26 protein-coding genes, 2 rRNA genes and 1 other annotated feature (1 of these 29 running past the window's edge) are annotated in these 26293 nt (G+C 46.4%); all 28 genes read right to left on the bottom strand.

Going from position 1 to position 26293, the window contains the following annotated elements:
• Positions 1-184 precede the first annotated feature (184 nt).
• On the bottom strand, positions 185-787 hold the full coding sequence (locus tag NSQ58_RS01620; protein WP_071558184.1) for a class I SAM-dependent methyltransferase: 603 nt from the start codon (positions 785-787) through the stop codon (positions 185-187).
• 148 nt (positions 788-935) lie between these two features.
• Positions 936-1301 carry a 50S ribosomal protein L7/L12 gene (rplL, locus tag NSQ58_RS01625; RefSeq protein WP_010348819.1) on the bottom strand — a complete coding sequence of 122 codons (366 nt, stop codon included), beginning with the start codon at positions 1299-1301 and terminating at the stop codon, positions 936-938.
• A 68-nt stretch (positions 1302-1369) separates the two neighbouring features.
• Positions 1370-1873, bottom strand: a complete 504-nt coding sequence (gene rplJ / locus NSQ58_RS01630; protein ID WP_013312168.1) for a 50S ribosomal protein L10 — start codon at positions 1871-1873, stop codon at positions 1370-1372.
• Positions 1874-1947: 74 nt separating this feature from the next.
• Positions 1948-2099 (bottom strand) — a sequence feature (ribosomal protein L10 leader region).
• Between the two features lie 68 nt (positions 2100-2167).
• The gene (gene rplA, locus NSQ58_RS01635; RefSeq protein ID WP_013312169.1) at positions 2168-2860 is read right to left on the bottom strand and encodes a 50S ribosomal protein L1; all 693 of its coding nucleotides are present in this window, start codon (positions 2858-2860) and stop codon (positions 2168-2170) included.
• An 87-nt stretch (positions 2861-2947) separates the two neighbouring features.
• A complete protein-coding gene (rplK, locus tag NSQ58_RS01640) occupies positions 2948-3373 on the bottom strand; it encodes a 50S ribosomal protein L11 (RefSeq protein ID WP_007432595.1) in 426 nt (141 codons plus the stop codon).
• 73 nt (positions 3374-3446) lie between these two features.
• Entirely contained in the window at positions 3447-3980 is a 534-nt protein-coding gene (nusG, locus tag NSQ58_RS01645) for a transcription termination/antitermination protein NusG (RefSeq protein ID WP_007432596.1), read from the bottom strand.
• 22 nt (positions 3981-4002) lie between these two features.
• Positions 4003-4194 (bottom strand): preprotein translocase subunit SecE, encoded by a 192-nt coding sequence (gene secE / locus NSQ58_RS01650; protein WP_013312170.1) that lies wholly within the window; start codon positions 4192-4194, stop codon positions 4003-4005.
• 20 nt (positions 4195-4214) lie between these two features.
• A complete protein-coding gene (gene rpmG, locus NSQ58_RS01655) occupies positions 4215-4364 on the bottom strand; it encodes a 50S ribosomal protein L33 (protein ID WP_023990562.1) in 150 nt (49 codons plus the stop codon).
• Between the two features lie 334 nt (positions 4365-4698).
• Entirely contained in the window at positions 4699-5343 is a 645-nt protein-coding gene (gene sigH, locus NSQ58_RS01660) for an RNA polymerase sporulation sigma factor SigH (protein WP_016324748.1), read from the bottom strand.
• A gap of 162 nt (positions 5344-5505) precedes the next feature.
• Positions 5506-6027, bottom strand: a complete 522-nt coding sequence (locus NSQ58_RS01665; RefSeq protein ID WP_023990563.1) for an NYN domain-containing protein — start codon at positions 6025-6027, stop codon at positions 5506-5508.
• Positions 6028-6031: 4 nt separating this feature from the next.
• On the bottom strand, positions 6032-6778 hold the full coding sequence (gene rlmB, locus NSQ58_RS01670) for a 23S rRNA (guanosine(2251)-2'-O)-methyltransferase RlmB (protein ID WP_023990564.1): 747 nt from the start codon (positions 6776-6778) through the stop codon (positions 6032-6034).
• 55 nt (positions 6779-6833) lie between these two features.
• Positions 6834-7292 carry a Mini-ribonuclease 3 gene (locus NSQ58_RS01675; RefSeq protein ID WP_341056775.1) on the bottom strand — a complete coding sequence of 153 codons (459 nt, stop codon included), beginning with the start codon at positions 7290-7292 and terminating at the stop codon, positions 6834-6836.
• On the bottom strand, positions 7289-8692 hold the full coding sequence (gene cysS / locus NSQ58_RS01680) for a cysteine--tRNA ligase (RefSeq protein ID WP_025723808.1): 1404 nt from the start codon (positions 8690-8692) through the stop codon (positions 7289-7291). Before cysS ends, NSQ58_RS01675 begins: the two co-directional genes overlap by 4 nt.
• Positions 8693-8716: 24 nt before the next feature.
• A complete protein-coding gene (cysE, locus tag NSQ58_RS01685) occupies positions 8717-9397 on the bottom strand; it encodes a serine O-acetyltransferase (RefSeq protein WP_013312176.1) in 681 nt (226 codons plus the stop codon).
• Positions 9398-9885: 488 nt separating this feature from the next.
• Positions 9886-11346 (bottom strand): glutamate--tRNA ligase, encoded by a 1461-nt coding sequence (gene gltX, locus NSQ58_RS01690; RefSeq protein WP_028542624.1) that lies wholly within the window; start codon positions 11344-11346, stop codon positions 9886-9888.
• A 39-nt stretch (positions 11347-11385) separates the two neighbouring features.
• Positions 11386-11862 carry a 2-C-methyl-D-erythritol 2,4-cyclodiphosphate synthase gene (gene ispF, locus NSQ58_RS01695; protein WP_023990567.1) on the bottom strand — a complete coding sequence of 159 codons (477 nt, stop codon included), beginning with the start codon at positions 11860-11862 and terminating at the stop codon, positions 11386-11388.
• Positions 11859-12557: a 2-C-methyl-D-erythritol 4-phosphate cytidylyltransferase gene (ispD, locus tag NSQ58_RS01700; protein WP_023990568.1), complete on the bottom strand. Its 699-nt coding sequence runs from the start codon at positions 12555-12557 to the stop codon at positions 11859-11861. Before ispD ends, ispF begins: the two co-directional genes overlap by 4 nt.
• Before the next feature lie 70 nt (positions 12558-12627).
• A complete protein-coding gene (locus tag NSQ58_RS01705) occupies positions 12628-13713 on the bottom strand; it encodes a PIN/TRAM domain-containing protein (RefSeq protein ID WP_023990569.1) in 1086 nt (361 codons plus the stop codon).
• Between the two features lie 193 nt (positions 13714-13906).
• On the bottom strand, positions 13907-14653 hold the full coding sequence (pssA, locus tag NSQ58_RS01710; protein ID WP_023990570.1) for a CDP-diacylglycerol--serine O-phosphatidyltransferase: 747 nt from the start codon (positions 14651-14653) through the stop codon (positions 13907-13909).
• Between the two features lie 54 nt (positions 14654-14707).
• The gene (gene disA / locus NSQ58_RS01715; RefSeq protein WP_013373290.1) at positions 14708-15784 is read right to left on the bottom strand and encodes a DNA integrity scanning diadenylate cyclase DisA; all 1077 of its coding nucleotides are present in this window, start codon (positions 15782-15784) and stop codon (positions 14708-14710) included.
• 12 nt (positions 15785-15796) lie between these two features.
• On the bottom strand, positions 15797-17170 hold the full coding sequence (radA, locus tag NSQ58_RS01720) for a DNA repair protein RadA (RefSeq protein ID WP_013312184.1): 1374 nt from the start codon (positions 17168-17170) through the stop codon (positions 15797-15799).
• 240 nt (positions 17171-17410) lie between these two features.
• The gene (gene clpC, locus NSQ58_RS01725) at positions 17411-19855 is read right to left on the bottom strand and encodes an ATP-dependent protease ATP-binding subunit ClpC (protein WP_023990572.1); all 2445 of its coding nucleotides are present in this window, start codon (positions 19853-19855) and stop codon (positions 17411-17413) included.
• 44 nt (positions 19856-19899) lie between these two features.
• Entirely contained in the window at positions 19900-20964 is a 1065-nt protein-coding gene (locus tag NSQ58_RS01730; RefSeq protein WP_071558181.1) for a protein arginine kinase, read from the bottom strand.
• Between the two features lie 28 nt (positions 20965-20992).
• Positions 20993-21517, bottom strand: a complete 525-nt coding sequence (locus NSQ58_RS01735) for a UvrB/UvrC motif-containing protein (RefSeq protein WP_023990574.1) — start codon at positions 21515-21517, stop codon at positions 20993-20995.
• A 69-nt stretch (positions 21518-21586) separates the two neighbouring features.
• Positions 21587-22051, bottom strand: a complete 465-nt coding sequence (locus NSQ58_RS01740; RefSeq protein WP_013312188.1) for a CtsR family transcriptional regulator — start codon at positions 22049-22051, stop codon at positions 21587-21589.
• Between the two features lie 540 nt (positions 22052-22591).
• Positions 22592-23779, bottom strand: coding sequence for a GNAT family N-acetyltransferase (locus NSQ58_RS01745; protein WP_340857635.1), 1188 nt, complete (start codon positions 23777-23779; stop codon positions 22592-22594).
• Positions 23780-23943: 164 nt separating this feature from the next.
• Positions 23944-24060, bottom strand: a 5S ribosomal RNA gene (gene rrf, locus NSQ58_RS01750).
• 151 nt (positions 24061-24211) lie between these two features.
• A 23S ribosomal RNA gene (locus NSQ58_RS01755) occupies positions 24212-26293 on the bottom strand; it runs 842 nt beyond the window's last position.

Consider the following 26293-nt stretch of genomic DNA (forward strand, 5'->3'; position numbering starts at 1 on the left):
TCTTCATCACTTGTAGATTTGCCCAAAATGGTTGTATTATACGTAATAGAGATAAATACTATACCTACTACGCATAAATCTATTGACATTTCAACAAACTAAAGCCATGGAGGGCATCCTAATACTGACATTTTATAATAATATCACAGACCAGGATTCAAGTCAATGGTCCTATTGCATTTTCTCAAAAACTTTTTTCAGCCTTCAAAATTCGATAACCTTTATCCTTTGTAACTTCCTCTACATGACCGAAAAGGCTCTCTATCTTAGCACTCGCCGAAGGGGCCCCTTGCTTTTTTTGAATGACTACCCACAAAGCTCCACCCTCGTTTAAATGCTCATAAGCAAGCTCAAAAATAGTATGCACTGTTTCTTTCCCTGCACGTATAGGAGGATTCGTCAAGATCACGTCAAAACGTTCATTCTTCACTTCCGCAAACAAATCGCTTTGCTTAATGGTGACATTCTTAACCCCGTTACGTTCCGCATTCTCTACCGCTAGTTGAACGGCTCGCTCATTAATATCAACCATTGTGACGTGTCCCTCTGGGACAAGCGCGGCTGCCGCCAGACCAATCGGCCCGTAACCGCATCCTACATCCAATACCGTGGCTTGTGCAGGAAGCTGCATCGCTTCAATCAGCACACGACTCCCGTAATCAATTCCCTGCTTCGAAAAAACGCCTGAATCGCTGGCAAAACGGTATGACCGCCCCCGAAGCACTGTTTCCAGGCTCCGTCGTTCATGCGCCGTCTCTGGCCGCTTGGAGTAATAATGATCAGCCATTCATGCCCACCTCTTTCGGTTGTACTACCATCATAGCCTTTACAATAACCTTTCAGACATGCTGGTACTACCGTTTTACAGCAACAAACCCCTTGAAGATCACCTCAAGGGGTTTGTTTTAGTTCATTGTCTGCTAGAAAGCAGTCAATTATTTTACTTCTACAGAAGCGCCTGCTTCTTCCAATTTTGCTTTAATGGATTCAGCTTCTTCTTTAGCGATTTTTTCTTTCAGTGGTTTTGGAGCGTTGTCAACCAGTTCTTTTGCTTCTTTCAGGCCAAGACCTGTGATTTCGCGAACTGCTTTGATAACGTTGATTTTGGAAGCGCCAGCGCTTGTCAAGATTACGTCGAACTCGGATTGCTCAGCTTCTGCTGCGCCACCTGCTGCGCCACCTGCTACAGCTACTGGAGCTGCTGCAGTTACGCCGAATTCTTCTTCGATTGCTTTCACGAGATCGTTCAGTTCCAATACGGACATACCTTTAATTGCTTCCAAGATTTGCTCTTTACTCATGGTTGAACCTCCATTTAAATTCGTATTTTTTTGTTTTCAACTGCTATACAGCAGGTTTAATCCCTAACTTATGCGCTTTGCTCTTCTTTTTCTGCAACAGCTTTAACTGCAAGCGCGAAGTTGCGCACAGGAGCTTGAAGCACGCTGAGGAGCATGGAAAGGAGACCTTCGCGGGATGGCAGTTCTGCCAGTGCTTTGATTTCCTCAACACCGATAACGCGACCTTCTACAACTGCACCTTTCAGTTCCAGTGCATTGTTCTTCTTAGCGAAATCGTTCAAGATTTTAGCTGCAGACACTGCATCATCTTTGCCGAACGCGATTGCAGTAGGACCTGTCAATACTGCGTCCAGTTCAGTCAATTCTGCTGCCGCAGTTGCACGGCGGAGCAGTGTGTTTTTCAGCACTTGAAATTCGATTCCGGCTTCGCGAAGCTGCTTACGCAGCTCAGTTACTTGGGCAACATTCAGACCGCGATAGTCTGCAACCACAGTTGTTACGCTCTCGCGCAATTTTGCAGCTACAACTTCAACAGCTTCTTGTTTTGCTTGAATCACCTTTGCATTTGCCAAACTGTACACCTCCTGATCAATTTATCCGCTTTGTTCGAAGCACCCGATCTGGTGATCTTACAAAGCTTGCTTTCATAAGCATGAAAAAAGCCTCCGTAGAGTACGAAGGCTTGATAAATCTACATGGACGGGACAAGCCCGTCACATGAAACGTTCTATCATAACACCTCGGTAGGAAATTAAGCCCGAAGGCACCTACTGTCTACGGTAAGCATATTCAACTTTAATGGTCAGTCACAAGGACTCACAACTTTTATAGAATAACAAATTTGATTGAGTGTGTCAATCAAAATATTATCTGTAAACAGATGCGTTCACACGTGCACTTGGTCCCATAGTCGAAGAAATAGCGATGTTTTTCAGGTATACACCCTTAGCAGCCGCTGGCTTCGCACGGTTCAAGGCTTCAACCAAGGCTTTAAGGTTCTCGTTCAGCTGTTCAGCACTGAAGGAAGCTTTGCCGATTGGCGCATGAATTTGACCGGCTTTGTCGAGACGGTATTCGATTTTACCGGCTTTAATTTCTTGAACAGCCTTGGCAACGTCGAAAGTAACTGTGCCTGCTTTAGGGTTAGGCATCAAACCTTTACCACCGAGCAAACGACCCAGTTTACCAACCTCACTCATCATATCAGGTGTCGCAACGCAGACGTCGAATTCGAACCAGCCTTGTTGGATTTTGTTGATCATATCTTGATCACCAACAAAATCAGCGCCAGCCGCTTCCGCTTCTTTCACTTTGTCACCTTTTGCAAATACCAGAACGCGTTGTGTTTTACCCGTACCATGCGGCAGAACAACAACACCACGAACAGCCTGGTCTTGTTTACGGGAATCTACGCCCAGACGAACTGCTGCTTCAACGGTTTCGTCGAATTTAGCAGTCGCAGCCTTTTTCACCAGTTCAACGGCTTCTAAAGGCTCGTAAGTTGCTTCGCTGTCAATCAGCTTAGCAGCTTCCAGGTACTTCTTACCATGTTTAGCCATAATGTTTTCCTCCTTATGTGGTATTAGCGGATATTCCTCCCACACTTGCCGGACAGTCAAACTGCCGGCACACGTAGATTAATAAAATTAATCTACGATGGTGATACCCATGCTGCGAGCAGTACCTTCAACCATACGCATTGCCGATTCTACGGAAGCTGCGTTAAGGTCAGGCATTTTTTGCTCTGCAATTTGACGAACAGCAGCGCGATTTACAGTTGCAACTTTCGTTTTATTCGGTTCACCGGAACCTTTTTCGATTTTAGCAGCAACTTTCAACAGAACAGCAGCCGGTGGAGTTTTGGTGATGAACGTAAAAGAACGATCCTCAAATACCGAAATTTCAACCGGAATAATCAGGCCTGCTTGATCAGCAGTACGAGCATTGAACTCTTTACAGAATGCCATGATGTTGACACCTGCTTGACCCAAAGCTGGACCTACTGGAGGCGCTGGATTAGCTTTCCCTGCAGGAATCTGCAGTTTTACCATTTTAATTACCTTTTTTGCCATGGATGACACCTCCTTGACTCAATAGTGGTAGACGGACCTATCGATCCTCCCACAAGAAACCTGTAAGAAAAATCTATATTTTCTCCACTTGAGTATAATCCAACTCAAGCGGGGTTTCCCGTCCAAACATGTTGACGTGAACCTTAAGCTTGCTCTTCTCAACCAAAATTTCTTCCACGGAGCCCACAAAATTCGCAAAAGGACCAACTTTAATTCGCACGGATTCCTTAACATCGAATTCAATCTTCGGTTTCGGCTCTACCATGCCCATATGCTTCAGAATCTGTTCAACTTCTTCTGGAAGCAATGGCGTCGGTTTGGAACCCGAGCCTGTCGACCCTACAAATCCCGTAACACCTGGTGTGTTGCGTACAACATACCAAGAGTCGTCGGTTTGGACCATTTCGACTAAGACATAACCAGGGTAGACTTTACGCATAACGGTTTTTTTCTTACCGTCCTTGGTTACCAGTTCTTCTTCCATAGGAACAAGAACACGGAATATCTTGTCTTCCATGCCCATGGACTCAACGCGTTTTTCCAAATTGGCTTTGACTTTGTTCTCATACCCTGAATAGGTATGAACGACGTACCATCTTTTTTCCATATCAAGCCACCTGGAACCCTTCCTAGATAATCGCTTCGATCACAGCGGAAATGCCGATATCGAGAACCCAAAAATAAATCGTGACGAACGCAATTGTCCCTATGACAATCAGCGTATAGTTGGTCAGTTCTTTACGATTGGGCCAGCGAACCTTCTTGAGTTCAGCCCAGCTTTCAGAGAAAAAGGAAAACAGAGACTTGAAACTGCGTTTCACGCCGACTACACCTCCAAAAACTATCTGGTTTCCCGATGAGAAGTCTGTTCGTTACAGGACTTACAGAATTTCTTCATCTCCATGCGGTCGGGGTGATTACGCTTGTTTTTCGTCGTTGTGTAATTTCTTTGTTTGCATGTTGTACAAGCCAAAGTAATAATTACCCGCATGATGTGCACCTCCCGAAGACATCCAACACCGGAAGTCTCATAATTGATCCTAAAAAAAACCGCGAATTTAGGCCTACCTAAAACACTTTATCACACGGGGTTTTCCATGTCAACGAATGTTTGCATACAATTCGCAGTCCCGGCTGTGGTGCATTTTAACATCTGTGCATCCTTTAAAACTGTTCTCTGAAAAGCTGCTTCAAAAATCAAGGCGATATCTATTATTCATCTTTTTTAGTATAAATCATTTGTAACACTTATAAACCTGCATAGCCTACCTATAACGAATAAAAAAAGACTCGGACTCGAGCCTTTTCCTTGTCAGCCTCTACTTTCAACTATCTCTTACTTCCAGATACTTTTCAAGTTTACGCTTGACCCGTTGCAGCGCGTTATCAATGGATTTCACATGGCGGTCAAGATCCTCTGCAATCTCCTGATACGAACGTCCGTCTAGATACAACATAAGTACCTTGCGTTCCAGCTCGCTCAGAATCTCGGACATCTTGTCCTCAAGGCCCACAAACTCTTCCTGATTGATTATCAGCTCTTCAGGGTCACTTACTTGTGTTCCGCAAATCACATCGAGCAACGTCCGGTCTGACTCTTCATCATAGATGGGCTTGTCCAGAGATACGTAAGAGTTCAGAGGAATGTGCTTTTGTCGTGTAGCCGTCTTAATTGCCGTAATAATCTGTCGTGTAATGCACAACTCGGCGAAAGCCTTGAACGAAGCAAGCTTGTCTCCCTTAAAATCACGAATGGATTTGTAGAGACCAATCATGCCCTCCTGAATAATATCCTCGCGATCAGCACCAATCAGGAAGTAGGATCTGGCCTTGGCCCGCACAAAGTTTCGGTATTTGTTAATCAGAAACTCCAGCGCTTCCCCATCACCTTCATGGACTGCTCCGACAATGTCTTCATCATTTTTGTAATCAAACTTTGACAACATGATATCCTTGAGGTCCACACTCACTAACAATCCCTCCGGCTGCAACGCAAGGTACCCGTTACTCTCTCAAATATACGACAAGTATACGCGATGTAACCTGATACCGTCAACCACAACAACCTAAAAAAGAAGAGCGCTAACAAAATTGTCAATGGTTTCAAAATGGAGGAGGGTCCAATTATTGGTTTATTCTCTTCTCCATCGTTCAAACAACTTTCGAAGCTCCGGACTCAGTTTGGCATCTAGCGAGTTACGGGACAATTTGGCACTATCCTGCTGGATTCGCTTCTGCACTTCCCTTTCGGATTCCTCAATCTCGATCAGTAATTCCCGCGCCGACACCCTGAGTGCACCTTGTCCAAATGCGACATGTTGTTCTACCTGATCGCTTGTGGCTACGTAAATACTTCTTCTTTTACTGCTCAGCTCCCGAACTAATCGCTCGATGCACTCATCAGCAGTTTCTTTTTCTCTGGTAAAATAAATCTGGACTTTGCTCTGGGCAAAAGTTTTACCCAATCCTGGCACCCTGTAAGCATCAAATACGACGATGACTCTTCTGCCGGAATACGCCTGATGATCCGCCAGCCGTTCAAGAAGTCTGTCCCTCGCTTCCTGCATACCAGATTGTACCAGTGCGGAAAGTTCGGGCCAGGCTCCAATCATGTTGTAACCGTCCACAAGCAGAACATCCCGCATGTCAGCCATATCGTTAGCCCCGTGCCTGTCGTCCGCGCAATACTTCGTACATGACAACACCTGCAGCTACAGAAGCATTAAGGGAATTAATTTGCCCCGCCATTGGCAGCTTGACGAGTACATCGCATTTCTCACGGATCAAACGGCCCATCCCTTTATTTTCGTTACCAATGACAATGGCTACCGGTCCCGTGAATACTCCATTCCCAAAGACAGGGTCTTTCGCTGTAACATCCGTACCAACTACCCATACACCCTCTTCTTTAAGACGGTCAATGGTTTGTCCCAGATTGTTTACACGCGCCACCGGGACGTACTCCACAGCACCTGCCGATGTTTTGGACACCGTTACAGTTACAGCTGCAGAACGCCTTTTCGGCACAATAACACCATGCGCTCCAGTACAGTCCGCTGTACGAAGGATGGAGCCCAAATTATGAGGGTCTTCAATCTCATCCAGCAAAATTAAAAACGGCTCTTCTCCCTTATCACGAGCAGTGGCGAGCAATTCTTCCACTTCAACATAGGCAAAAGGCGCAGCTTGCGCGACCACTCCCTGATGCTGAATGCCCGGAACCATTTGATCCAGCTTACGCTTGTCCACCTGCAAAACAATGATTCCTGCTTTTTTCGCCTCAGCTGTAATCGGCAGCGTCAAATGTTTTTGTGCATTATCCGCAATCCATATTTTATTTATCGTTCTGCCTGAACGCAATGCCTCCGTTACCGAATGCTTACCGGCAATCCATTCTTCTTCCATCTCTAGCTTCCTCCCGGGAAACGGACGATGCTTGTTCCATCCAGTCCGTTCCCATTTATGATTTTTCTGTATTTTCCATTTGTGCAATTCCGAACGTAATCAACTCTCTTAATCTGTCCAAATGTCCATCACAATAAAGATATCCAACCAACCCTTCCAGTGCAGTGGCATGCCGATACTCAAGCACATCAGCATTTTTGGGCAAACTTCCTGATTTAGCATTTCTTCCTTGTCGGACAATATCGCGTTCTTCTTCCGTCAGTACCTTTTCCAATAGCCCCAACATGCGACTCTGCGCCTTGGCGGAGACTAGCCCTGTGGCTCGCCGATGCAGATGGTTTGGACGCAGGTTAGGCTGAGCCAACAAATATTGCCGGACAGCTACCTCGTACACTGCATCACCAATGTAAGCTAGTGCAATGGGGGGCATCAAACGGGCTGGCTTGGATGCAGGGTACGGGAACCAGTTCCCCGTACCTTCCGATGCTTCTGAGTTCATTGGCTTATCACTCATTTTCGCCGCCACCGCATACCCTGCGCCGTATCTTCAAGCACAATGCCTTTTGCAGCCAACAGATCGCGAATTTCGTCAGCTCTACCCCAGTTTTTGGTCTTACGAGCTTCGACACGTTCTGCAATTAACTGCTCGATTTCGTCATCCAGCAACTCTTCACTCGGTTCCGAATAAATGCGAAGTACGCTATTCATCGAATGAAAGGTATGCAATACAGCTTGTAGTTCCGCCTGATGTACGACATCTCGCTGCAACAAATGGTTTGCTTCGCTAACCCAATCAAATACAGCAGTAATCGCATCAGGTGTATTGAAATCATCATTCATTTTTTCGCCAAACTGCTGCAAAATTCCGTCGAGCTTCGTTTGCAGTTCCGTCGATACTCCCCCATTACCTTCCAGCGCATTAGCTAAACGATGCTTCACATTGGCAACTGCATTGGCGATCCGCTCGACACTGTTCTCCGCCTGACTCATAGTCTCTTGGTTATAGTTCAACGGATTCCGGTAATGTGTCGACAACATAAAATAACGTAAAGCCTCCGGCTTGTGGTGAGCGCGCAAATCTTTAACCAAAATACCATTACCGAGTGATTTCGACATTTTTTCATTATCTATGCGAATATATCCGTTATGCATCCAGTAGCGAGATAAAGGCTTACCCGTAATCACTTCAGATTGTGCGCATTCACATTCATGATGCGGAAATTGCAGATCCTGTCCGCCCCCATGAATATCCAGTGTATCCCCCAAATAATGGCGAGCCATAGCAGAGCATTCGATATGCCAGCCTGGTCGTCCATCTCCCCAAGGGCTCGACCAATGAATTTCACCCGGCTTCGCTGCCTTCCAGAGTACAAAATCCTCGGCATTTTCCTTGCGTTCATCCACATTGATGCGAATTCCGAACTGAAGCTCTTCCAGATTTTGACCTGATAGTTGTCCGTAATCTTTGAACTTTTTGGTCCGATAGAATACATCGCCATCATTTTCATAAGCATAGCCTTTGTCTACCAATTCCTTAATAAAATCAATAATCAGGTCCATACTCTCTGTTACACGAGGGTTCATGCTGGCAGCAGGAACATTCAATCCTGCCAGATCCTCATGGTAGGCAGCAATAAATTTCTCAGCAACTGCCGAAACATCCATATCAAGTTCCCGAGCTTTGCGGATTAGTTTATCATCGACATCCGTAAAATTCACCACATAGTTTACATCATAGCCCAAGTACTCCAGGTAGCTCCGCACCACGTCAAATACAATTACAGGTCGTGCATTGCCAATATGAATGTAATCATACACGGTAGGTCCGCATACATACATTTTAACCTTTCCAGGCTCCAGTGGCACAAAAGGCTCCCGACTCCTCGTCATTGTATTATAAATTTGAAGCGGCATTGTTATGTTCCTCCCTCATGAAAATCATTTTTCTAATTTATTCTCTTGGGTCACCTGATGTTTCTGAGCGGATGGCCCATCCTTCAAATCAGATATTTCAGCACGCAAACGTTCAATTTCCCGTTGAAGTTCTCTCATAGAGTCCACAACCGGATCAGGCAATTGATGACTAAGTCGGTCTGGCCGCCTACCATCCTGTCTGACAACTCGCCCCGGGATGCCCACCACCGTACTGTTTGGTGGGACTTCTTTGAGCACAACCGAGTTGGAGCCAATGTTGGACTGTGCCCCAATCGTAAAAGAGCCCAATATCTTCGCACCAGAGCCGATAACAACATTATTCCCAATGGTCGGATGGCGCTTCCCTTTCTCTTTCCCAGTCCCGCCGAGTGTGACCCCCTGATACAATACGACATCGTCGCCAATCTCACAGGTTTCACCGATGACAACTCCCATGCCATGGTCAATGAACAGCCGATCTCCGATACGAGCGCCAGGATGAATTTCAATGCCTGTCATAAACCTCGATACCTGGGATATAACACGGGCTAGAGTACACCAGTTTCGCAAATAAAACCAATGTGCGATTCGGTGTGCCCAAAGGGCATGAACGCCGGAATACGTAAAAATGACCTCAAGCTTACTCCGGGCGGCCGGATCATTATCCAAAACAGTCTGAATGTCGGATTTGAAATGTCTGAACATGTCGCCCTCCTATTCCCTTCATATCCTTGCCGCATCATCACAACACTTCACGTTCCGCCAATTTTCGCATCCACCAGCACTCTTCGACATTTTTCTATCTATAATGAGTCTGAGTCTGATAAAAAAGAAAAAGCGCCTCCGCAGCCTAAGCTGCAGAGACGCATGAACGTGGTCCCACTCTGCTTCGAACATACCTGCTGCATAAAAAAGCAGAGCAGTTCGTCTTTAGCGTCCTGTAACGGGAACGACTCGGCACGCCCTTGTCACATCAGCATTTGACGCTAATGAGAGTTCGGGCGCACGGCTCCCAGGCGCATTTCCTCCGCAGGTCATCTGGACGGCTCTCAGCCTGGGGTTTCCCCTCGACCGTCCTCTCTGGCAGATGCCCTTATGCAGTGTACTTCTCCTGTTCGCAGCCTTTACACGTAAATATCAATCCGTATCAATGGAGTCATTATAGCGAAAAGACAACAAATTGACAAGAAACATCAGCCTTTAATTTGTGCCTTAAGACGATCCAGTACCTTGTCACGTCCGAGCAAAAAGATAGTTTCATTCAGATCCCGTCCATGAGTTTGGCCTGTAAGAGCCACACGAATCGGCATGAATAGTTGTTTTCCCTTAAAACCGGTTTCCTTTTGAACTTCCTTGATCAGCTTAGCCATTTGTGGAGCTGTAAATTCCTCGCTCGTTTCAACTTTACCTGCAAAAGCTCTAAGTACCTCCGGAACCTGCTCTTCGGCCAATACAGCTGCTGCTTCAGCATCCAGTTCCAGATGTGAACGGAAAAACAACTCAGACAACGCTACAATATCGGCTGCAGAAGTCATCTGTTCCTGGTATAAGCGAACCAGGGCCTTAGCCCAATCCAGTTGTTCCGCAGACAGTTCAGTCGGCAACAGCCCCGCTGCCTGGAGATGTGGAATCGCCATGCTGGCAATTCGCTCAGGATCAGCCTTTTTAATATAGTGATTGTTCAGGTAAGCAAGCTTATTTGTATCAAACACAGCCGGACTTTTAGACAAACGATTAGGATCGAAAATCGAAATCAGTTGTTCCCGATCATAGATCTCTTCTTCGCCTTCCGGGGACCAGCCCAGCAGTGCAATAAAGTTGAATATAGCTTCTGGCAGATAGCCCAACTTGTCATACTGCTCCATGAACTGAATAATGGATTCGTTACGCTTACTGAGCTTTTTGTGATCCTCACCTACAATCAGCGTCATATGACCGAAGCGTGGCGGCTCCCAGCCAAGAGCTTCAAAGATCATCAACTGCCGCGGTGTATTGGAAACATGGTCTTCGCCCCGTAGTACATGCGATATTTTCATCAAATAATCGTCAACTGCTACAGCGAAGTTATATGTCGGAATACCATCCTTTTTGACGATAACAAAATCGCCGCTTTCCTTGGAATTGAATGTAATTTGACCTTTTACGATATCGTCAAACGTATATTCACGATCTTCCGGTACGCGAAAACGAATACTTGGTACACGGCCCTCTGCTTCAAATGCTTGGCACTGTTCTTCTGTTAGATCACGATGTTTCCCAGAATAGCGTGGTGTCTCCCCACGTGCCGTCTGCTCTTCACGCTCGCGCTCCAGCTCTTCTTCAGTGCAGTAACAACGGTAAGCCAAACCACGGTCCAGCAAATCCTGCCAGTACGTTTTATATATGTCCAAGCGTTCAGTCTGACGATAAGGTCCAAACTCGCCTCCCACGTCTACGCTCTCATCCCAGTCCATACCCAACCATTTCAAATATTTAAGTTGGCTTTCTTCTCCGCCCTCAATATTGCGCTTCACATCTGTGTCTTCGATACGAATAATAAATTTCCCACCTTGATTGCGGGCAAACAAATAATTAAATAATGCCGTTCTGGCATTTCCAATGTGCAGATGCCCTGTAGGGCTTGGTGCATAACGTACACGAACTTCCGTGCTCATATAATCTCCTCCAAATTGAATTACTCAAGATGATAGCATTTACTTGATAAGACAGACAACCGATTGAGCCGCGATTCCTTCACCCCGTCCGGGAAACCCGAGTTGCTCTGTCGTGGTCGCCTTGACGTTCACCTGGGATAGCTCCTCTGCTTCCAGCGCCCGAGCGATGACTTCATTCATCTGCGGAATATACGATGCCATTTTGGGCTTTTGTGCGATAATCGTAGAATCAATATTCCCCAAGCGATATCCTCGCTCTTTAGCTAGTCCCCACACATGCTCCAGTAGCTTAAGACTGTCAGCATCCTTAAATTCTGGGTCGTTATCCGGAAAATGCTTCCCGATGTCTCCCAAGCCAAGCGCGCCCAAGATGGCATCGCTAATGGCATGTAGCAGCACGTCTGCATCGGAATGGCCCAACAAACCTTTTTCATACGGAATGTTTATACCTCCGATGATGCATGGCCTTCCTTCCACCAGCTGGTGGACGTCAAATCCTTGTCCCACTCTGATCACTTGATATCCTCTCCCTCTGTTTTTACCCATAACGCCGCCATATCCAAATCCTCAGGCGTAGTAATTTTGATGTTCTTGTAGCTGCCTTGAACGACAGTAACCGGAATTCCTAGCCGCTCTATCAGCATAGAATCATCTGTTCCCAAGAATCCCGACTGCTCCGCTTCCTCATAGGCTCGCAGCAGATCGGAAAGACGAAAAGTCTGTGGCGTTTGAATACTCCACAGACTTCGGCGATCCGGCGTTGCTGTAATGATACCATCCCCGTTCACTTGCTTGACTGTATCCTTTACAGGTACTGCTGCTACAGAAGCACCAGTACGCTGGGCTGCCTCAAGGCATGAACGTACAAGCTCAGGTTGAATTAGTGGACGCACACCATCATGCACCATCACCCAACCCGCTTGTAAGTGGCGCAGACCGCGATAAACCGAATGCTGGCGTTCACTGCCACCAGCCACCACCCGTACATTTTTACCGATTTTGTATTGATGAATCCAATCTCGGCAGCGTTCCACATCTCCTGTCCCAGTCACCATCACCATTTCATCCACTTCGGGCATAGCTGCGAATATTTCAAGTGTATGTATGAAGATGGGCTTGTCCCGCAAAAGCAGAAATTGCTTGCTCTCCTGCGTCCCCATACGGGAGCCGCGCCCTGCTGCCACAATGACAACTCCTACCCGATTGTTCATTCAAATAACTCCTGCCCTGATCGCACTTGGACGATCCGTATGATAACACATCTACTTCATCATACCGCGTTTATTGAGCTTTTTCCAATAATTTCGGTTTGGCAAAGATCATACGGCCGGCGGAGGTCTGAAGTACACTCGTGACCAGCACCTCCATCAGAGAGCCAATATAGTCACGTCCGCCTTCTACAACAATCATCGTGCCATCATCCAGATAGGCTACACCCTGCCCATGCTCCTTGCCGTCTTTAATAATCTGCACCATAATTTCCTCACCGGGCAGTACGACAGGCTTCACTGCATTCGCCAAATCGTTAATATTCAGCACTGATACACCTTGAAGTTCGCATACTTTATTCAGGTTAAAATCATTAGTTACAACTTTACCCTGTAACACCTTTGCCAGCTTAACCAACTTACTGTCGACCTCTGAAATTTCCTCAAAATCACCTTCGTAAATGAGTACATTTACATCCAGTTCTTTTTGGATTTTATTCAAAATATCCAGACCTCGCCGTCCACGATTACGCTTAAGTAAATCTGATGAATCTGCAATATGCTGAAGCTCCTCCAGCACAAATTCAGGAATTACAATTGTTCCTTCAATAAAACCTGTCTTGCAAATATCCGCAATACGCCCATCTATAATGACGCTGGTGTCCAATATTTTATGTTCCTCCAGCTTGCGTTCTTCTACACCCGTTCCCCGACCAAAAAAACCAGAACTCCAAAAGGATGACAGCTCGTCCCGCTTTTCTAGCCCAACCATCAATCCTACATATCCGCATATCACGGTAACAGCCGTCTGGATAAGTTGACCCGGGGCCCCCAACCATGAAAAAAGCGGGTAAACTGCTAAGGAAAGTATCAATCCCACCGCTAAACCAATCACACCTGCCATCATCTCGTTCATCGGAATTCGTACCAAGCCTTCAATGCCCTGCTGCAACCGATTCGCCACGGATGCCCCTGCGAATGAACACCCAGCCATAAATAGCACTGCTCCCGCCATCATCCAAACAATCATTCCTGGTAAAGACCCATCACTCAACCATTGCGGCATCCACGTTACAATGCCTCCTACCCGCTGGTATAACGTATAGCCAAACCATGCTCCGCACAATCCTGTAAAAGTTAAAATAGCCTTTCTCCACATTGAGTCTCTATACCTCCTTTATTTTCTTTTCATATAGTCTGCTATTTATTGGATACATAGCATTTCTCTTACCAGTATGATCCATTTCCAACATAACTAACCCTGTATTTTCACTTTTTATGCATAAAAAAAAGCATTTATCTCCCTGAAATGCTTCAAGGAAATAAATGCTTATTCTTATTCTTGCTTGATACTAACGCTGTGAATGACGATATTGATCGTCCTGTTCTTCCTGACTGGAACGCTCCCGACCACGTCCACGTCTGCGTGACAGCTTACGAATGTTCAGCTTCATGCCATACAATGCATACAGCACCAGCGGTACAAAAATCAGCTTCGACAGCTGGTCAGGGAATTTAACAGCCAACACCACCGCTGCAATTACGACCCATGGAGCAACCCAGATCGCTTTTTTTGGGAGGCCGACCTTTTTAAAATTAGGATATCTCATGGAGCTGACCATCAAATAAGAAACCAGCAACATGGCAATCGACATGTATAACAATGAAATATCGTTATGGAATAAGGACAAAGTCGCTAATACCCCACCTGCTGCCGGAATTGGCAAACCCGTAAAATAACCTGGTACACCAGGACGTACGTTAAATCGAGCCAAACGCAACGCTCCGCACATCGGGAAAATGGCAGTAACCGTCCAAGCGAGAGCCGAATTCGCATCATGAAAAGCAACCATGTACATAATAACTGCGGGAGCAACACCAAAAGATATCATATCTGATAAGGAGTCCAGTTCTTTACCGAATTCGCTTTGGGCATTCAGGACCCGGGCCATCCTTCCATCCAGTCCGTCCAACAACATGGCGACAATAACCATAATAGCGGCAAGACTGTATTTTCCGTCTACAGCCAATAAAATGGCGATCATTCCGAGAAACAAGTTACCTAAGGTACACATGTTCGGAATTGATTTGGTAATCATCTCTTCACCTCAATGTATGAATTGTTCCATTATAATCCTTTCACTGTATTACATTTACATTTGCCTGTCAATGAAAACTTGTTCCTGCAAACGTTTAAGACCTTCTTTAATCGTACGCGCACGAACCTCTCCAATACCATCCACTTCATCCAGTTCTTCTATCGTTGCTGTCATGACATGCGGAAAACGTCCAAACCGCTCCACCAGATTATGAATAATCACATTCGGCAAACGCGGTATCTTGTTCAGTACCCGATAGCCGCGTGCAGCAATATACTCTTCTGATGTCGCAGCTGAAGAAGGGTAGCCTAGTAAACGTACAATATGATTCACATCCAACAATTCGTCGTCCGTAGAACGTTTGAGTCCCAATATAATTTCACGAATCTTCTCGTCGCTATCGTCTTTGGCATAATCCTTATACAGCAACCATGCTTCTTCCTCAATGTTGCTGACAAGCTCTTCCATCTGCATACTAATCAGACGGCCCTCATTTCCGAGCTCGTTAATAAATCGTTTGATCTCCATTTTGATGCGCAGCACCATTTCGATCCGCTGGATGACATTAACGACCTCCGGCATGGTAACCAGCTCTTCAAATTCAGAAGCTGTCAAATTCGTAGAGGCTTGCCCCAACACGGATCTATATTTCTCTAACGTCTGAATAGCCTGATTGGCTTTCGTCAAAATAACCCCGATTTCCTTGAGCGCATACCGTAATGTCCCCTGATACAAGGTAATAATATTACGCCGCTGGGAAATAGAAACCACTAGTTTGCCAGTCTGCTTTGCAACTCGTTCTGCTGTCCGGTGCCGAATTCCTGTTTCAATTGAAGAAATGGAGGAGTCCGGAATCAGTTGCGTATTGGCATATAAAATTCGTTTTAAATCCTCGCTCAATATGATTGCGCCGTCCATTTTAGCCAACTCATACAAATAATTCGGCGAAAAATCACAATTAATGGAGAAACCGCCATCCACCACTTCCATAACTTCTGGGCTATAGCCAACGACCAGAAGAGCACCCGTTTTGGCACGCAAAACGTTTTCCAACCCGTCGCGAAAGGGAGTTCCCGGTGCCACAAGCCGCAGCAAATCGTTCATTTTATCCAGTTGGCTCGCTTCTTTCATTCTCAATGCCCCCTAATCTAATGCGGCTGCCAGTGCATCTGCCACCGTTCCTACTCCTATAATTTGAATCCCTTTCGGATGTGTCCAGCCCTTCAAGCTTTTCTCCGGCATGATCACCCGTTTGAAACCTAGTTTCTCCGCTTCCCGTACTCGCTGTTCTGCTCGGGATACCGCACGCACCTCACCTGTCAGTCCCACCTCGCCAAAAATCACGTCGTACGGCTTGGTAGGAGCATCCCTAAAGCTGGAAGCAATGCTCACAGCTATAGCCAAATCCACCGCCGGTTCATCCAACTTCACGCCTCCAGCTACGTTGAGATAGGCGTCCTGGTTTTGCAAAAACATGCCCATCCGCTTTTCTAGCACGGCTATGATTAATCCCATTCGATGATGATCGACTCCTGTGCCCATTCGGCGCGGAGATGGAAAATGCGTAGCTGCAATCAATGCTTGCAGTTCAACCAATACAGGTCGGGTTCCTTCCATACTGGCTACAACAGTAGAACCCGCTACCCCCAGTGGTCGTTCAGACAGGAATAGTTCAGAAGGATTTGACACCTCACGCAAACCGCTTTCAGCCATTTCAAAAATACCAATTTCATTTGTAGAACCGAAACGGTTTTTAACTGCACGCAAAAGCCGATACGTATGATGACGCTCTCCTTCAAAATAAAGCACACAATCAACCATATGTTCCAACAAACGTGGACCTGCAATGGCCCCTTCCTTGGTCACATGTCCTACCAATACCGTAGCAATACCTAGCCCCTTGGCAATTCGCATAAAGCGTGAAGTACACTCCCGCACCTGAGCCACACTACCTGGTGCACTCGTCACCTCAGGCAAATATACGGTCTGTATCGAGTCGATGACCAAAAATTCCGGCTTCAAGCTGTCCACCGCTTCTTCAATCGTCTCCAAATTCGTCTCACATAATACGTATAGGCTGGGGGACAAGGCACCGAGCCGATCTGCACGTAGTTTCGTTTGACGGACAGATTCCTCACCAGACACGTACAGCACCTTTAAACCAGTTAAAGCTAGCTCATTAGATGTTTGCAGCATAAGCGTAGATTTACCGATTCCCGGATCACCGCCCACCAAAACGAGTGAACCCGGCACCACACCTCCACCGAGTACTCGATTCAATTCGCCAATTCCCGTCAAAATTCGTGTTTCTTTGCCACTCTCCACCTCTATAATAGGCAGTGGCTTGTCTTTTGTGCTATGAGTAAGAAGGGAAGACCCCATTCCTTGAGTTTTTACAACGCTTTCCGTTTCTTCGACCATGGAATTCCACGCCTGGCATCCAGGACATTTTCCGTACCATTTGGGCGATTCATAACCACATTCCGTACAGGAAAATTTAGTTTTCACTTTAGCCATACTTTATTCCTGGGCTCCTTATTGACGACGATAATGTCAAATTTATGTTCATACAGCCCAGAAAGAGCTGTAACAATAAAAGTTTACCATTGAAGCTTGGCGGACGTAAAGCAATATCACAAACTTTCCCAAAGCATTTACCCAACCATTTCACCGTGTTTTATACATAAAAAGGGTGTCTTCGCAATAGCTTTCCAGCCTGCGAGACACCCTTTTCTACTATTTATTTAGTAAACTGCTTTAGGACTTGGCAGATACATTATCCTTTTTCGTTACAGTCAATGCACCATTCTCCTCATCAATGAAGAGAGAGTCACCCTTAGTAATGTTGCCAGTCAACAGTTCCTCGGACAGGCGATCTTCAATATGCTTCTGGATTGCACGACGCAATGGACGCGCACCATACGCTGGATCAAAGCCTTCCTTGGCAAGGAATTTTTTAGCGTTGTCTGTCAACTCGAAGTCCACCTCATACTCATTCAGACGCTTACGCAGCTCCTCAGACATGAGTGACACAATTTCGGCAATATGTTTTTCTTCGAGAGAATGGAAAACGATAATTTCATCAATCCGGTTCAAGAACTCAGGACGGAAGCTTTTCTTCAGTTCATCCATCACTTTGCCCTTCATATTATCGTAATCCGCCCCAGCGTCCACTACAGCTGTAAAACCAAGCGTGGAGTTACGTTTAATCGCCTGTGCACCAACATTAGATGTTAGGATGATGAGTGTGTTACGGAAATCGACGACACGACCTTTGGAATCTGTTAGACGACCATCTTCCAGCACTTGCAGAAGAATATTGAATACTTCTGGGTGTGCTTTTTCAATTTCATCCAGCAACACAACAGAGTATGGCTTACGACGTACCTTCTCAGTCAGCTGACCGCCTTCTTCATATCCAACGTACCCTGGAGGTGCTCCTACCAGACGGGACGTGGAGTGCTTCTCCATATATTCGGACATATCAATACGGATAACCGCATTTTCATCTCCAAACATGGATTCAGCCAAGGCGCGTGCCAATTCTGTTTTACCAACCCCAGTTGGGCCGAGGAAAATAAAGGAACCAATTGGACGCTTCGGATCTTTCAGTCCGGCACGTGCCCGGCGAATCGCCCGGCTTACTGCCTTAACTGCTTCATCCTGTCCAATTACCCGCTCATGCAGCAACTCTTCCATATTCAACAAGCGGTGTGTTTCTTCCTCTTTCAGCTTGCTGACTGGAACACCTGTCCAGATTGCAACGACCTGAGCGATATCCTCTGGTGTAACTTCAGAATCTGTACGACCCTGTTGTTCTTTCCATTGGTTTTTCGTCACGTCTAGCTCTTCACGGATTTTTTGCTCTGTATCACGCAACGCTGCCGCTTTTTCAAACTCCTGACTTTGTACCGCTGAATCCTTTTCCTTACGGATATCTTCCAGACGGTTTTCCAGCTGTTTCAGGTTTGGCGGTACAGTGTAAGAATTCAGCCTTACTTTGGAGCCCGCTTCATCAATAAGGTCAATAGCCTTATCTGGCAGGAAGCGGTCGGTGATATAACGATCTGACAATTTTACAGCCGCTTCAATAGCCTCATCTGTGATCTTTACACGGTGATGCGCTTCGTAACGGTCACGCAGGCCGTACAAGATTTGAATCGCCTCTTCTGGAGAAGGCTGATCCACTGTAATTGGTTGAAAACGACGCTCCAAAGCAGCATCTTTCTCAATATATTTGCGGTATTCATCCAGCGTGGTCGCACCGATGCATTGCAGCTCGCCACGTGCCAGAGCAGGCTTAAGGATGTTGGACGCATCAATTGCGCCTTCCGCTCCACCAGCACCAATCAGCGTATGCAGCTCATCAATGAACAATACGATATTACCCGCTTGACGAATCTCGTCCATAATTTTTTTCAAACGATCCTCGAATTCACCACGATACTTGGTGCCTGCTACCACAGAACCCATATCCAGTGTCATTACGCGCTTGTCGCGTAACGTTTCGGGAATCTCATTTGCTATAATTTTTTGGGCCAATCCTTCGGCAATCGCTGTTTTACCTACCCCAGGCTCACCGATCAGAACCGGATTGTTCTTTGTACGGCGGCTGAGCACCTGAATTACGCGTTCAATTTCCTTGCTACGCCCAATAACAGGGTCCAGGTTGTTTTCCTTCGCAGATGCCGTCAGATCGCGTGCCAGACTGTCCAGAGTTGGCGTGCTGACATTAGCTGGAGCACCGTGATGGCTGGAAACAGCCTCGCTGCTGCCGAGCAATTGAAGCACTTGCTGACGCGCTTTGTTCAGACTGATGCCCAAGTTGTTCAGTACACGCGCTGCTACGCCTTCACCTTCACGAATAAGACCAAGCAAAATATGTTCTGTACCTACATAGGTATGGCCCAGTTTGCGGGCTTCATCCATAGACAGTTCGATGACTTTTTTGGCGCGTGGAGTATAGGCAATGTTCGTCGGTTGCTCTTGACCGCGTCCAATCAGCGTTTCCACTTCATCCTGGATTTTTTCCAGTCCCAGCCCTAAACCGATTAAGGCTTTCGCGGCTATTCCTTCACCTTCACGAATGAGGCCTAGCAAAATGTGCTCTGTGCCAATGTTGTTGTGTCCCAATCGAACAGCTTCTTCCTGAGCCAAAGCAAGCACTTTCTGTGCACGTTCCGTAAATCTTCCAAACATCATATATCCTGCACCTCCACAGTGTGTATTTCAGATCATTCTATATATTAAAGGGTTGTGCCTAATTTTTGCCGGATCAGCTTCGCCCGGTACATATCGCGCTCTTCGGTATTCATTTTATCCCCAAAGCTTTTTTGCAGGAACCCGGGTTGTGTCATCACATTCAGCTCATTCATCGCTGCGGTGGAAGGACGCTCCAAAATCCCTAAATCTACGCCAAGACGTACATCGGATAGCCGCTGTGCAGCCTCCTTGGAATCCAATACTGCTGCATATGACAAAATACCGAATGAACGCATCACCCGATCTGTAATTCGCAGCATAGATTCATTCATTAGCCTTTCTCTGGCAGAACGCTCGTGCTCAATAATTTGTAGCACCACGCCATGTAGATTCTCAATAATCTCCGCTTCGGTTTGTCCCAGTGTAATCTGATTAGATACCTGAAACAAATTTCCGACCGCTTCGCTGCCTTCACCGTAAATGCCACGAACTGTAAGACCTACCTGTGAAACAGCAGACAATATACGATTGATTTGATGAGTCATAACTAATGCAGGCAAATGCATCATCACCGAAGCTCTCATACCTGTGCCGACATTCGTCGGACAACTGGTCAGAAAACCTCTCCGATCATCAAATGCATAATCAACATGCGCTTCAAATGCATCATCAATAATCATAGCGCGTTCCCAAGCTTCCCTAACCTGACATCCCGGATATAAGCACTGGATACGCAGATGATCCTCTTCGTTTATCATAACACTAACCGATTCATCATCGCTAATTAAAACAGCACCGTTACGAGATTCGTTCGCCAAATTTGGACTAATCAAATGCTTCTCAACCAGCACCTGCTTGTCGATCTCATCCAACTCGGATATTTTCAACGTATGAAAAGTACCAAAACCGCCTAAATCATCATACTGAAGGATATCCGTCAATCGTTGAAGTGCTTCTTCCGACTGCTGATTGGTAGCAAGCATGGGAAAAGGCAGATGCTGCAAGTTACGCGCAATTCTCACCCGGCTGCTAATGACAATCTCCGAATCCGCAGCATCACCACGCATCCAGTCACTTAGCGGCTTCTCCGTAAACCGAATATTGGGCATTACGCATCCCTCCTACTCTTCACAAACTTTACTCTTCAGTCATTTCTTTTTCAAGCTCTCTGATTTGATCCCTAAGCTCAGCAGCTGATTCAAATTCTTCCTGTACAATATGCTGTTGCATCTCTTTTTTCAAATCGTCAATTTGCCGTTTAACCTTCAGTCGGCCTCCAGTGCGAACCGGAACTTTACCAACATGATTCGTACTGCCATGCACACGCTTGAACAGAGGGTCCAGACGACTATCAAAATATTGATAGCACGACGGGCATCCGAAACGTCCCAGCTTACTAAACTGTGCATAGGTCATGCCACAATCCTTGCATTGCAGGTTCTGCGGACCACTGTGGCCTGGAGACTGGCTCTTTGTACTGGAGTCAAAATCCAGCATCCCCGACAACAAGCTATGAATCGAAAAGCCGTTAGGTGTTCCAGGGATCATCTCCCCTTTTTCCTTGGCACACGTCTCACAAATATGAAACTCTGTCTTTTCGCCATTCACAATTTTGGTGAAATGCAAAGTTGCCGGCCGCATATTACATTCTTGGCACAGCATAAAAGCACCTCCTTCAATGTCAGGATTTATACCAATCCCTACATCCAAACGTTAGTCTCTTTCCACACACTATTTGGTCGCCAGCAACGAAATCAGCATAGCCTTAAGCAATCTTGCTCGCAGTTGATCACGATAGGGAAGCTTCAGTAATAATGTATCCCTTGATAAAGCAGCCTTCATTAAATTAGCTTCCCTTTTGCTTAAAAAATGGGCTTCCTCTAACTGATAAATCAGTCCTTCGGCTGCCGATTGGCTTATTTCCTCCCCGATGCTCTGATGAAGATGTGTATGGATGGCATGCTGTGCAGGCAGCTGAATTCGCTGAATACGAATGTAGCCCCCACCACCGCGTTTACTTTCCACCACATAGCCTTTTTCCAGCGTAAACCGGGTGCTAATTACATAATTAATTTGCGACGGCACGCAGGAAAAGCGGTCAGCCAGATCATTGCGCTGAATCTCCACTAAACCTTGGGGACTTTCCAGCAATATACTCTTCAAATATTGTTCAATAATATCGGAAACATTGCGCATTTCATCATCCTCCACTAACGGAAACGCAAGTATTCAAGTACATTTCACGCTCCACAGAGTCCGCCGTATATTGAACTTAACCAAACGGTAAAGTCACGAATCTAAGCTGTATTCAGGCTATTGCCTGATCTACATCCATTGGAATTGTACCGTTTTGTCTCTAGTGTGGCCTTTATTTGCGATTAATCATACACTTCTCTTATGTTCATAAGAGTCAGCTCCTAACTATACGCAAATCATTTCGATCCTCATTTACTTCTTTGCTATCAAAATCACCTTATACAGCTAATCCATCAGCATAGTACTTCTACAGAATCGCACTAGGCTTGATTGACTTTGACTTTCTTTGACTATATTCATATTATAGCACATTATTCATTTTTGCCAAGGGGTCAATACCATTTTTCGCAATCTAATTATGTTTTATACAATACCATAAAAAAACTCTTCCCATTACAGAAAGAGTTTTGAAAATTATGATAACCACACAAGTTATGTTCCCTGAAAGATGGAGCCTAAGAAGAACTAAATGGGCCTTTATCAGAAAAAATCCAATAAGAACGTTTGTTTTACCGGTATTACACGTTTAAGGGCAGACACAGACTCACTGCTGCCTTCAATACGCCCCCATTTATACAGATCATCAGCCTGCTGGTAGCCAAGCATCAGAGTCGTCAGTGACTGAATCCCAAGTTTCAAGTCAGCTACTATGGCGTTTTCAGATAAATTGCTTATATCCACTCTCTCCAGATGTCCTTGCCCCTCCGTAGTAATCGTTAATCTCCATAATCCATCATTCCATGGAGCATACCGATCAGTCAGATTTAAGGTTAAACTTGTTTCTTCTCCAATCTGTTCAAAAGGGTATCTTTCTATAAAAGCAGCTGCATCCACAATACGACCCATAAAATAAGGCACAGTTTCCTGTTGAATTCGTGGATCATCGAGTAAAAATGGCAGATTGTCATCTGCTGGAACGTAATTAAATTTACCTTGGGCTATCATTGAGTCATGATTTGCAAAATAAGTCCATAAAGCCCGACGAGCCGTCTCATTTTCATATACCAACTCATCACAATTCAACTGTTTATCTTCAATTTTGTATAGTGCATATCCCTGAGGATCGCCTGTTTCAGAGTAATATACCGCAGTTCGATAGTTCTCATTTAAAATCCGCTCTTGCCACCATTCCTTATCTCGTACCAGCGTGCCATTATAACGAGATGCATACGCTTGATACACTTGGTCCAGTTCTGAAATATCTTTGACATCGCGTTTGACTGTACCTTCTGTTTTAAGTTTTGCAGGGAATTTATCAATGGGAATGACGTACTTTTTATATTCAATATACGTTTCCCATCCAAATTTACGATAGAAGGCAAAGGAGAATGGATGCAGAAAAGAAAGGCTTTGTCCCGCAGACTTCATTTCTTCAAGCGCATGCGTCAACAAACGTGACACCATGCCTCCGCGACGCTTTTCTGGCCATGTTGCCACACCAGCAATGCCCCCCATATCAAAAACCTGACCGTTTATGTATACCTGTAGGGGTAACAAAGTCAGTTTAGCATTCAAGTCATGTCCGTCGAATATTCCCCATGTTTGCTTTGGTTTGAATTTCTTCTTGGATTTTTCCAGATCCTCCAGGGACATTGTAAACTGAAAAGCATATTGAGATAATTCAATAGCCGCTTCAAATTCCTCACGTTGTAATTGTCTGATCTCCATAACTTCGTCACCTCGCTCGTATACTTGGGCATCCATAAAAAAGATTATACACTTAGAGTGTGGCAAAGCCTCTTCCCTCTGTCAACCTTAGAAGCAGGTGGCCATCTAAAAACACATAAAAAAAGGATGATAATCTCATTGAGATTATCATCCTTTTCACTTTTGCTTGGCGACGTCCTACTCTCCCAGGACCCTGCGGTCCAAGTACCATCGGCGCTGGAGGGCTTAACGGTCGTGTTCGGGATGGGAACGTGTGGAACCCCTCCGCTATCGCCACCAAACATGAATTTGCTGTGCAAATTCTACCGTACGGTTATTCGGTTCATCACTTATCGTGTGAATGAATAGCCATGCGCTTATCATATGTCACTTGTACATACCTTCAAGGTTACACCCTGAAAACTGGATCCGAAACTTATTTGCGTTTTATTTTAGGATAAGCCCTCGACCGATTAGTATTGGTCAGCTCCATGCATTACTGCACTTCCACCCCCAACCTATCTACCTCGTCGTCTTCAAGGGGTCTTACTAATTGGGAAATCTCATCTTGAGGGGGGCTTCACGCTTAGATGCTTTCAGCGCTTATCCCTTCCGTACATAGCTACCCAGCGGTGCTCCTGGCGGAACAACTGGTACACCAGCGGTACGTCCATCCCGGTCCTCTCGTACTAAGGACAGCTCCTCTCAAATTTCCTACGCCCACGACAGATAGGGACCGAACTGTCTCACGACGTTCTGAACCCAGCTCGCGTACCGCTTTAATGGGCGAACAGCCCAACCCTTGGGACCTACTTCAGCCCCAGGATGCGATGAGCCGACATCGAGGTGCCAAACCTCCCCGTCGATGTGGACTCTTGGGGGAGATAAGCCTGTTATCCCCAGGGTAGCTTTTATCCGTTGAGCGATGGCCCTTCCATGCGGTACCACCGGATCACTAAGCCCGACTTTCGTCCCTGCTCGACTTGTAGGTCTCGCAGTCAAGCTCCCTTCTGCCTTTGCACTCTTCGAATGATTTCCAACCATTCTGAGGGAACCTTGGGGCGCCTCCGTTACTCTTTAGGAGGCGACCGCCCCAGTCAAACTGCCCACCTGACACTGTCCTCGCACCGGATCACGGTACCAAGTTAGAACCTAGATACGATCAGGGTGGTATCCCAAGGATGCCTCCCTTCAAGCTGGCGCTCAAAGTTCTACGGCTCCCACCTATCCTGTACAGATCGTACCCAAATTCAATATCAAGCTGCAGTAAAGCTCCATGGGGTCTTTCCGTCTTGTCGCGGGTAACCTGCATCTTCACAGGTATTAAAATTTCACCGGATCTCTCGTTGAGACAGCGCCCAAGTCGTTACGCCATTCGTGCGGGTCAGAATTTACCTGACAAGGAATTTCGCTACCTTAGGACCGTTATAGTTACGGCCGCCGTTTACTGGGGCTTCGGTTCATAGCTTCGCCCGAAGGCTTACCACTCCCCTTAACCTTCCAGCACCGGGCAGGCGTCAGCCCGTATACTTCGCCTTGCGGCTTCGCACAGACCTGTGTTTTTGCTAAACAGTCGCTTGGGCCTTTTCACTGCGGCCCCCTCGGGCTATTCACCCTACCGAGGCACCCCTTCTCCCGAAGTTACGGGGTCATTTTGCCGAGTTCCTTAACGAGAGTTCTTCCGCGCGCCTTAGAATTCTCTTCTCGCCTACCTGTGTCGGTTTGCGGTACGGGCACCTTCTCCTGGCTAGAGGCTTTTCTTGGCAGTCTGAGATCATGACCTTCGCTACTACAATTTTCGCTCCCCATCACAGCCCAGCCTTACGATGTGCGGATTTGCCTACACACCAGCCTCACTGCTTAGACGGACATCCATCAGTCCGCGTCACTACCCTACTGCGTCACCCCATTGCTCATAACGGATTACGGTGGTACAGGAATTTCGACCTGTTGTCCTTCGACTACGCCTATCGGCCTCGCCTTAGGTCCCGACTTACCCTGAGCGGACGAACCTTCCTCAGGAACCCTTAGGCTTTCGGCGGATCTGATTCTCACAGATCTTTTCGTTACTCATACCGGCATTCTCACTTGAATGCAGTCCAGCGCTCCTTACGGTACACCTTCAACCCGCATTCAACGCTCCCCTACCCCTGATGCAAGCATCAAGCCATAGCTTCGGTGGTGTGTTTAGCCCCGTTACATTTTCGGCGCAGAGTCACTCGACCAGTGAGCTATTACGCACTCTTTCAATGGTGGCTGCTTCTAAGCCAACATCCTGGTTGTCTGTGCAACTCCACATCCTTTCCCACTTAACACACACTTGGGGACCTTAGCTGATGGTCTGGGCTGTTTCCCTTTCGACAATGGATCTTAGCACTCACTGTCTGACTCCCGGAACTAAATCTATGGCATTCGGAGTTTGACTGAGCTTGGTAACCCTTGCGGGCCCCGCACCCAATCAGTGCTCTACCTCCACGATTCTATTTCCGAGGCTAGCCCTAAAGCTATTTCGGGGAGAACCAGCTATCTCCGGGT

Origin of the sequence: Paenibacillus sp. FSL M7-0134, assembly GCF_038007865.1 — a bacterium.
GTDB lineage: Bacteria > Bacillota > Bacilli > Paenibacillales > Paenibacillaceae > Paenibacillus > Paenibacillus polymyxa_B.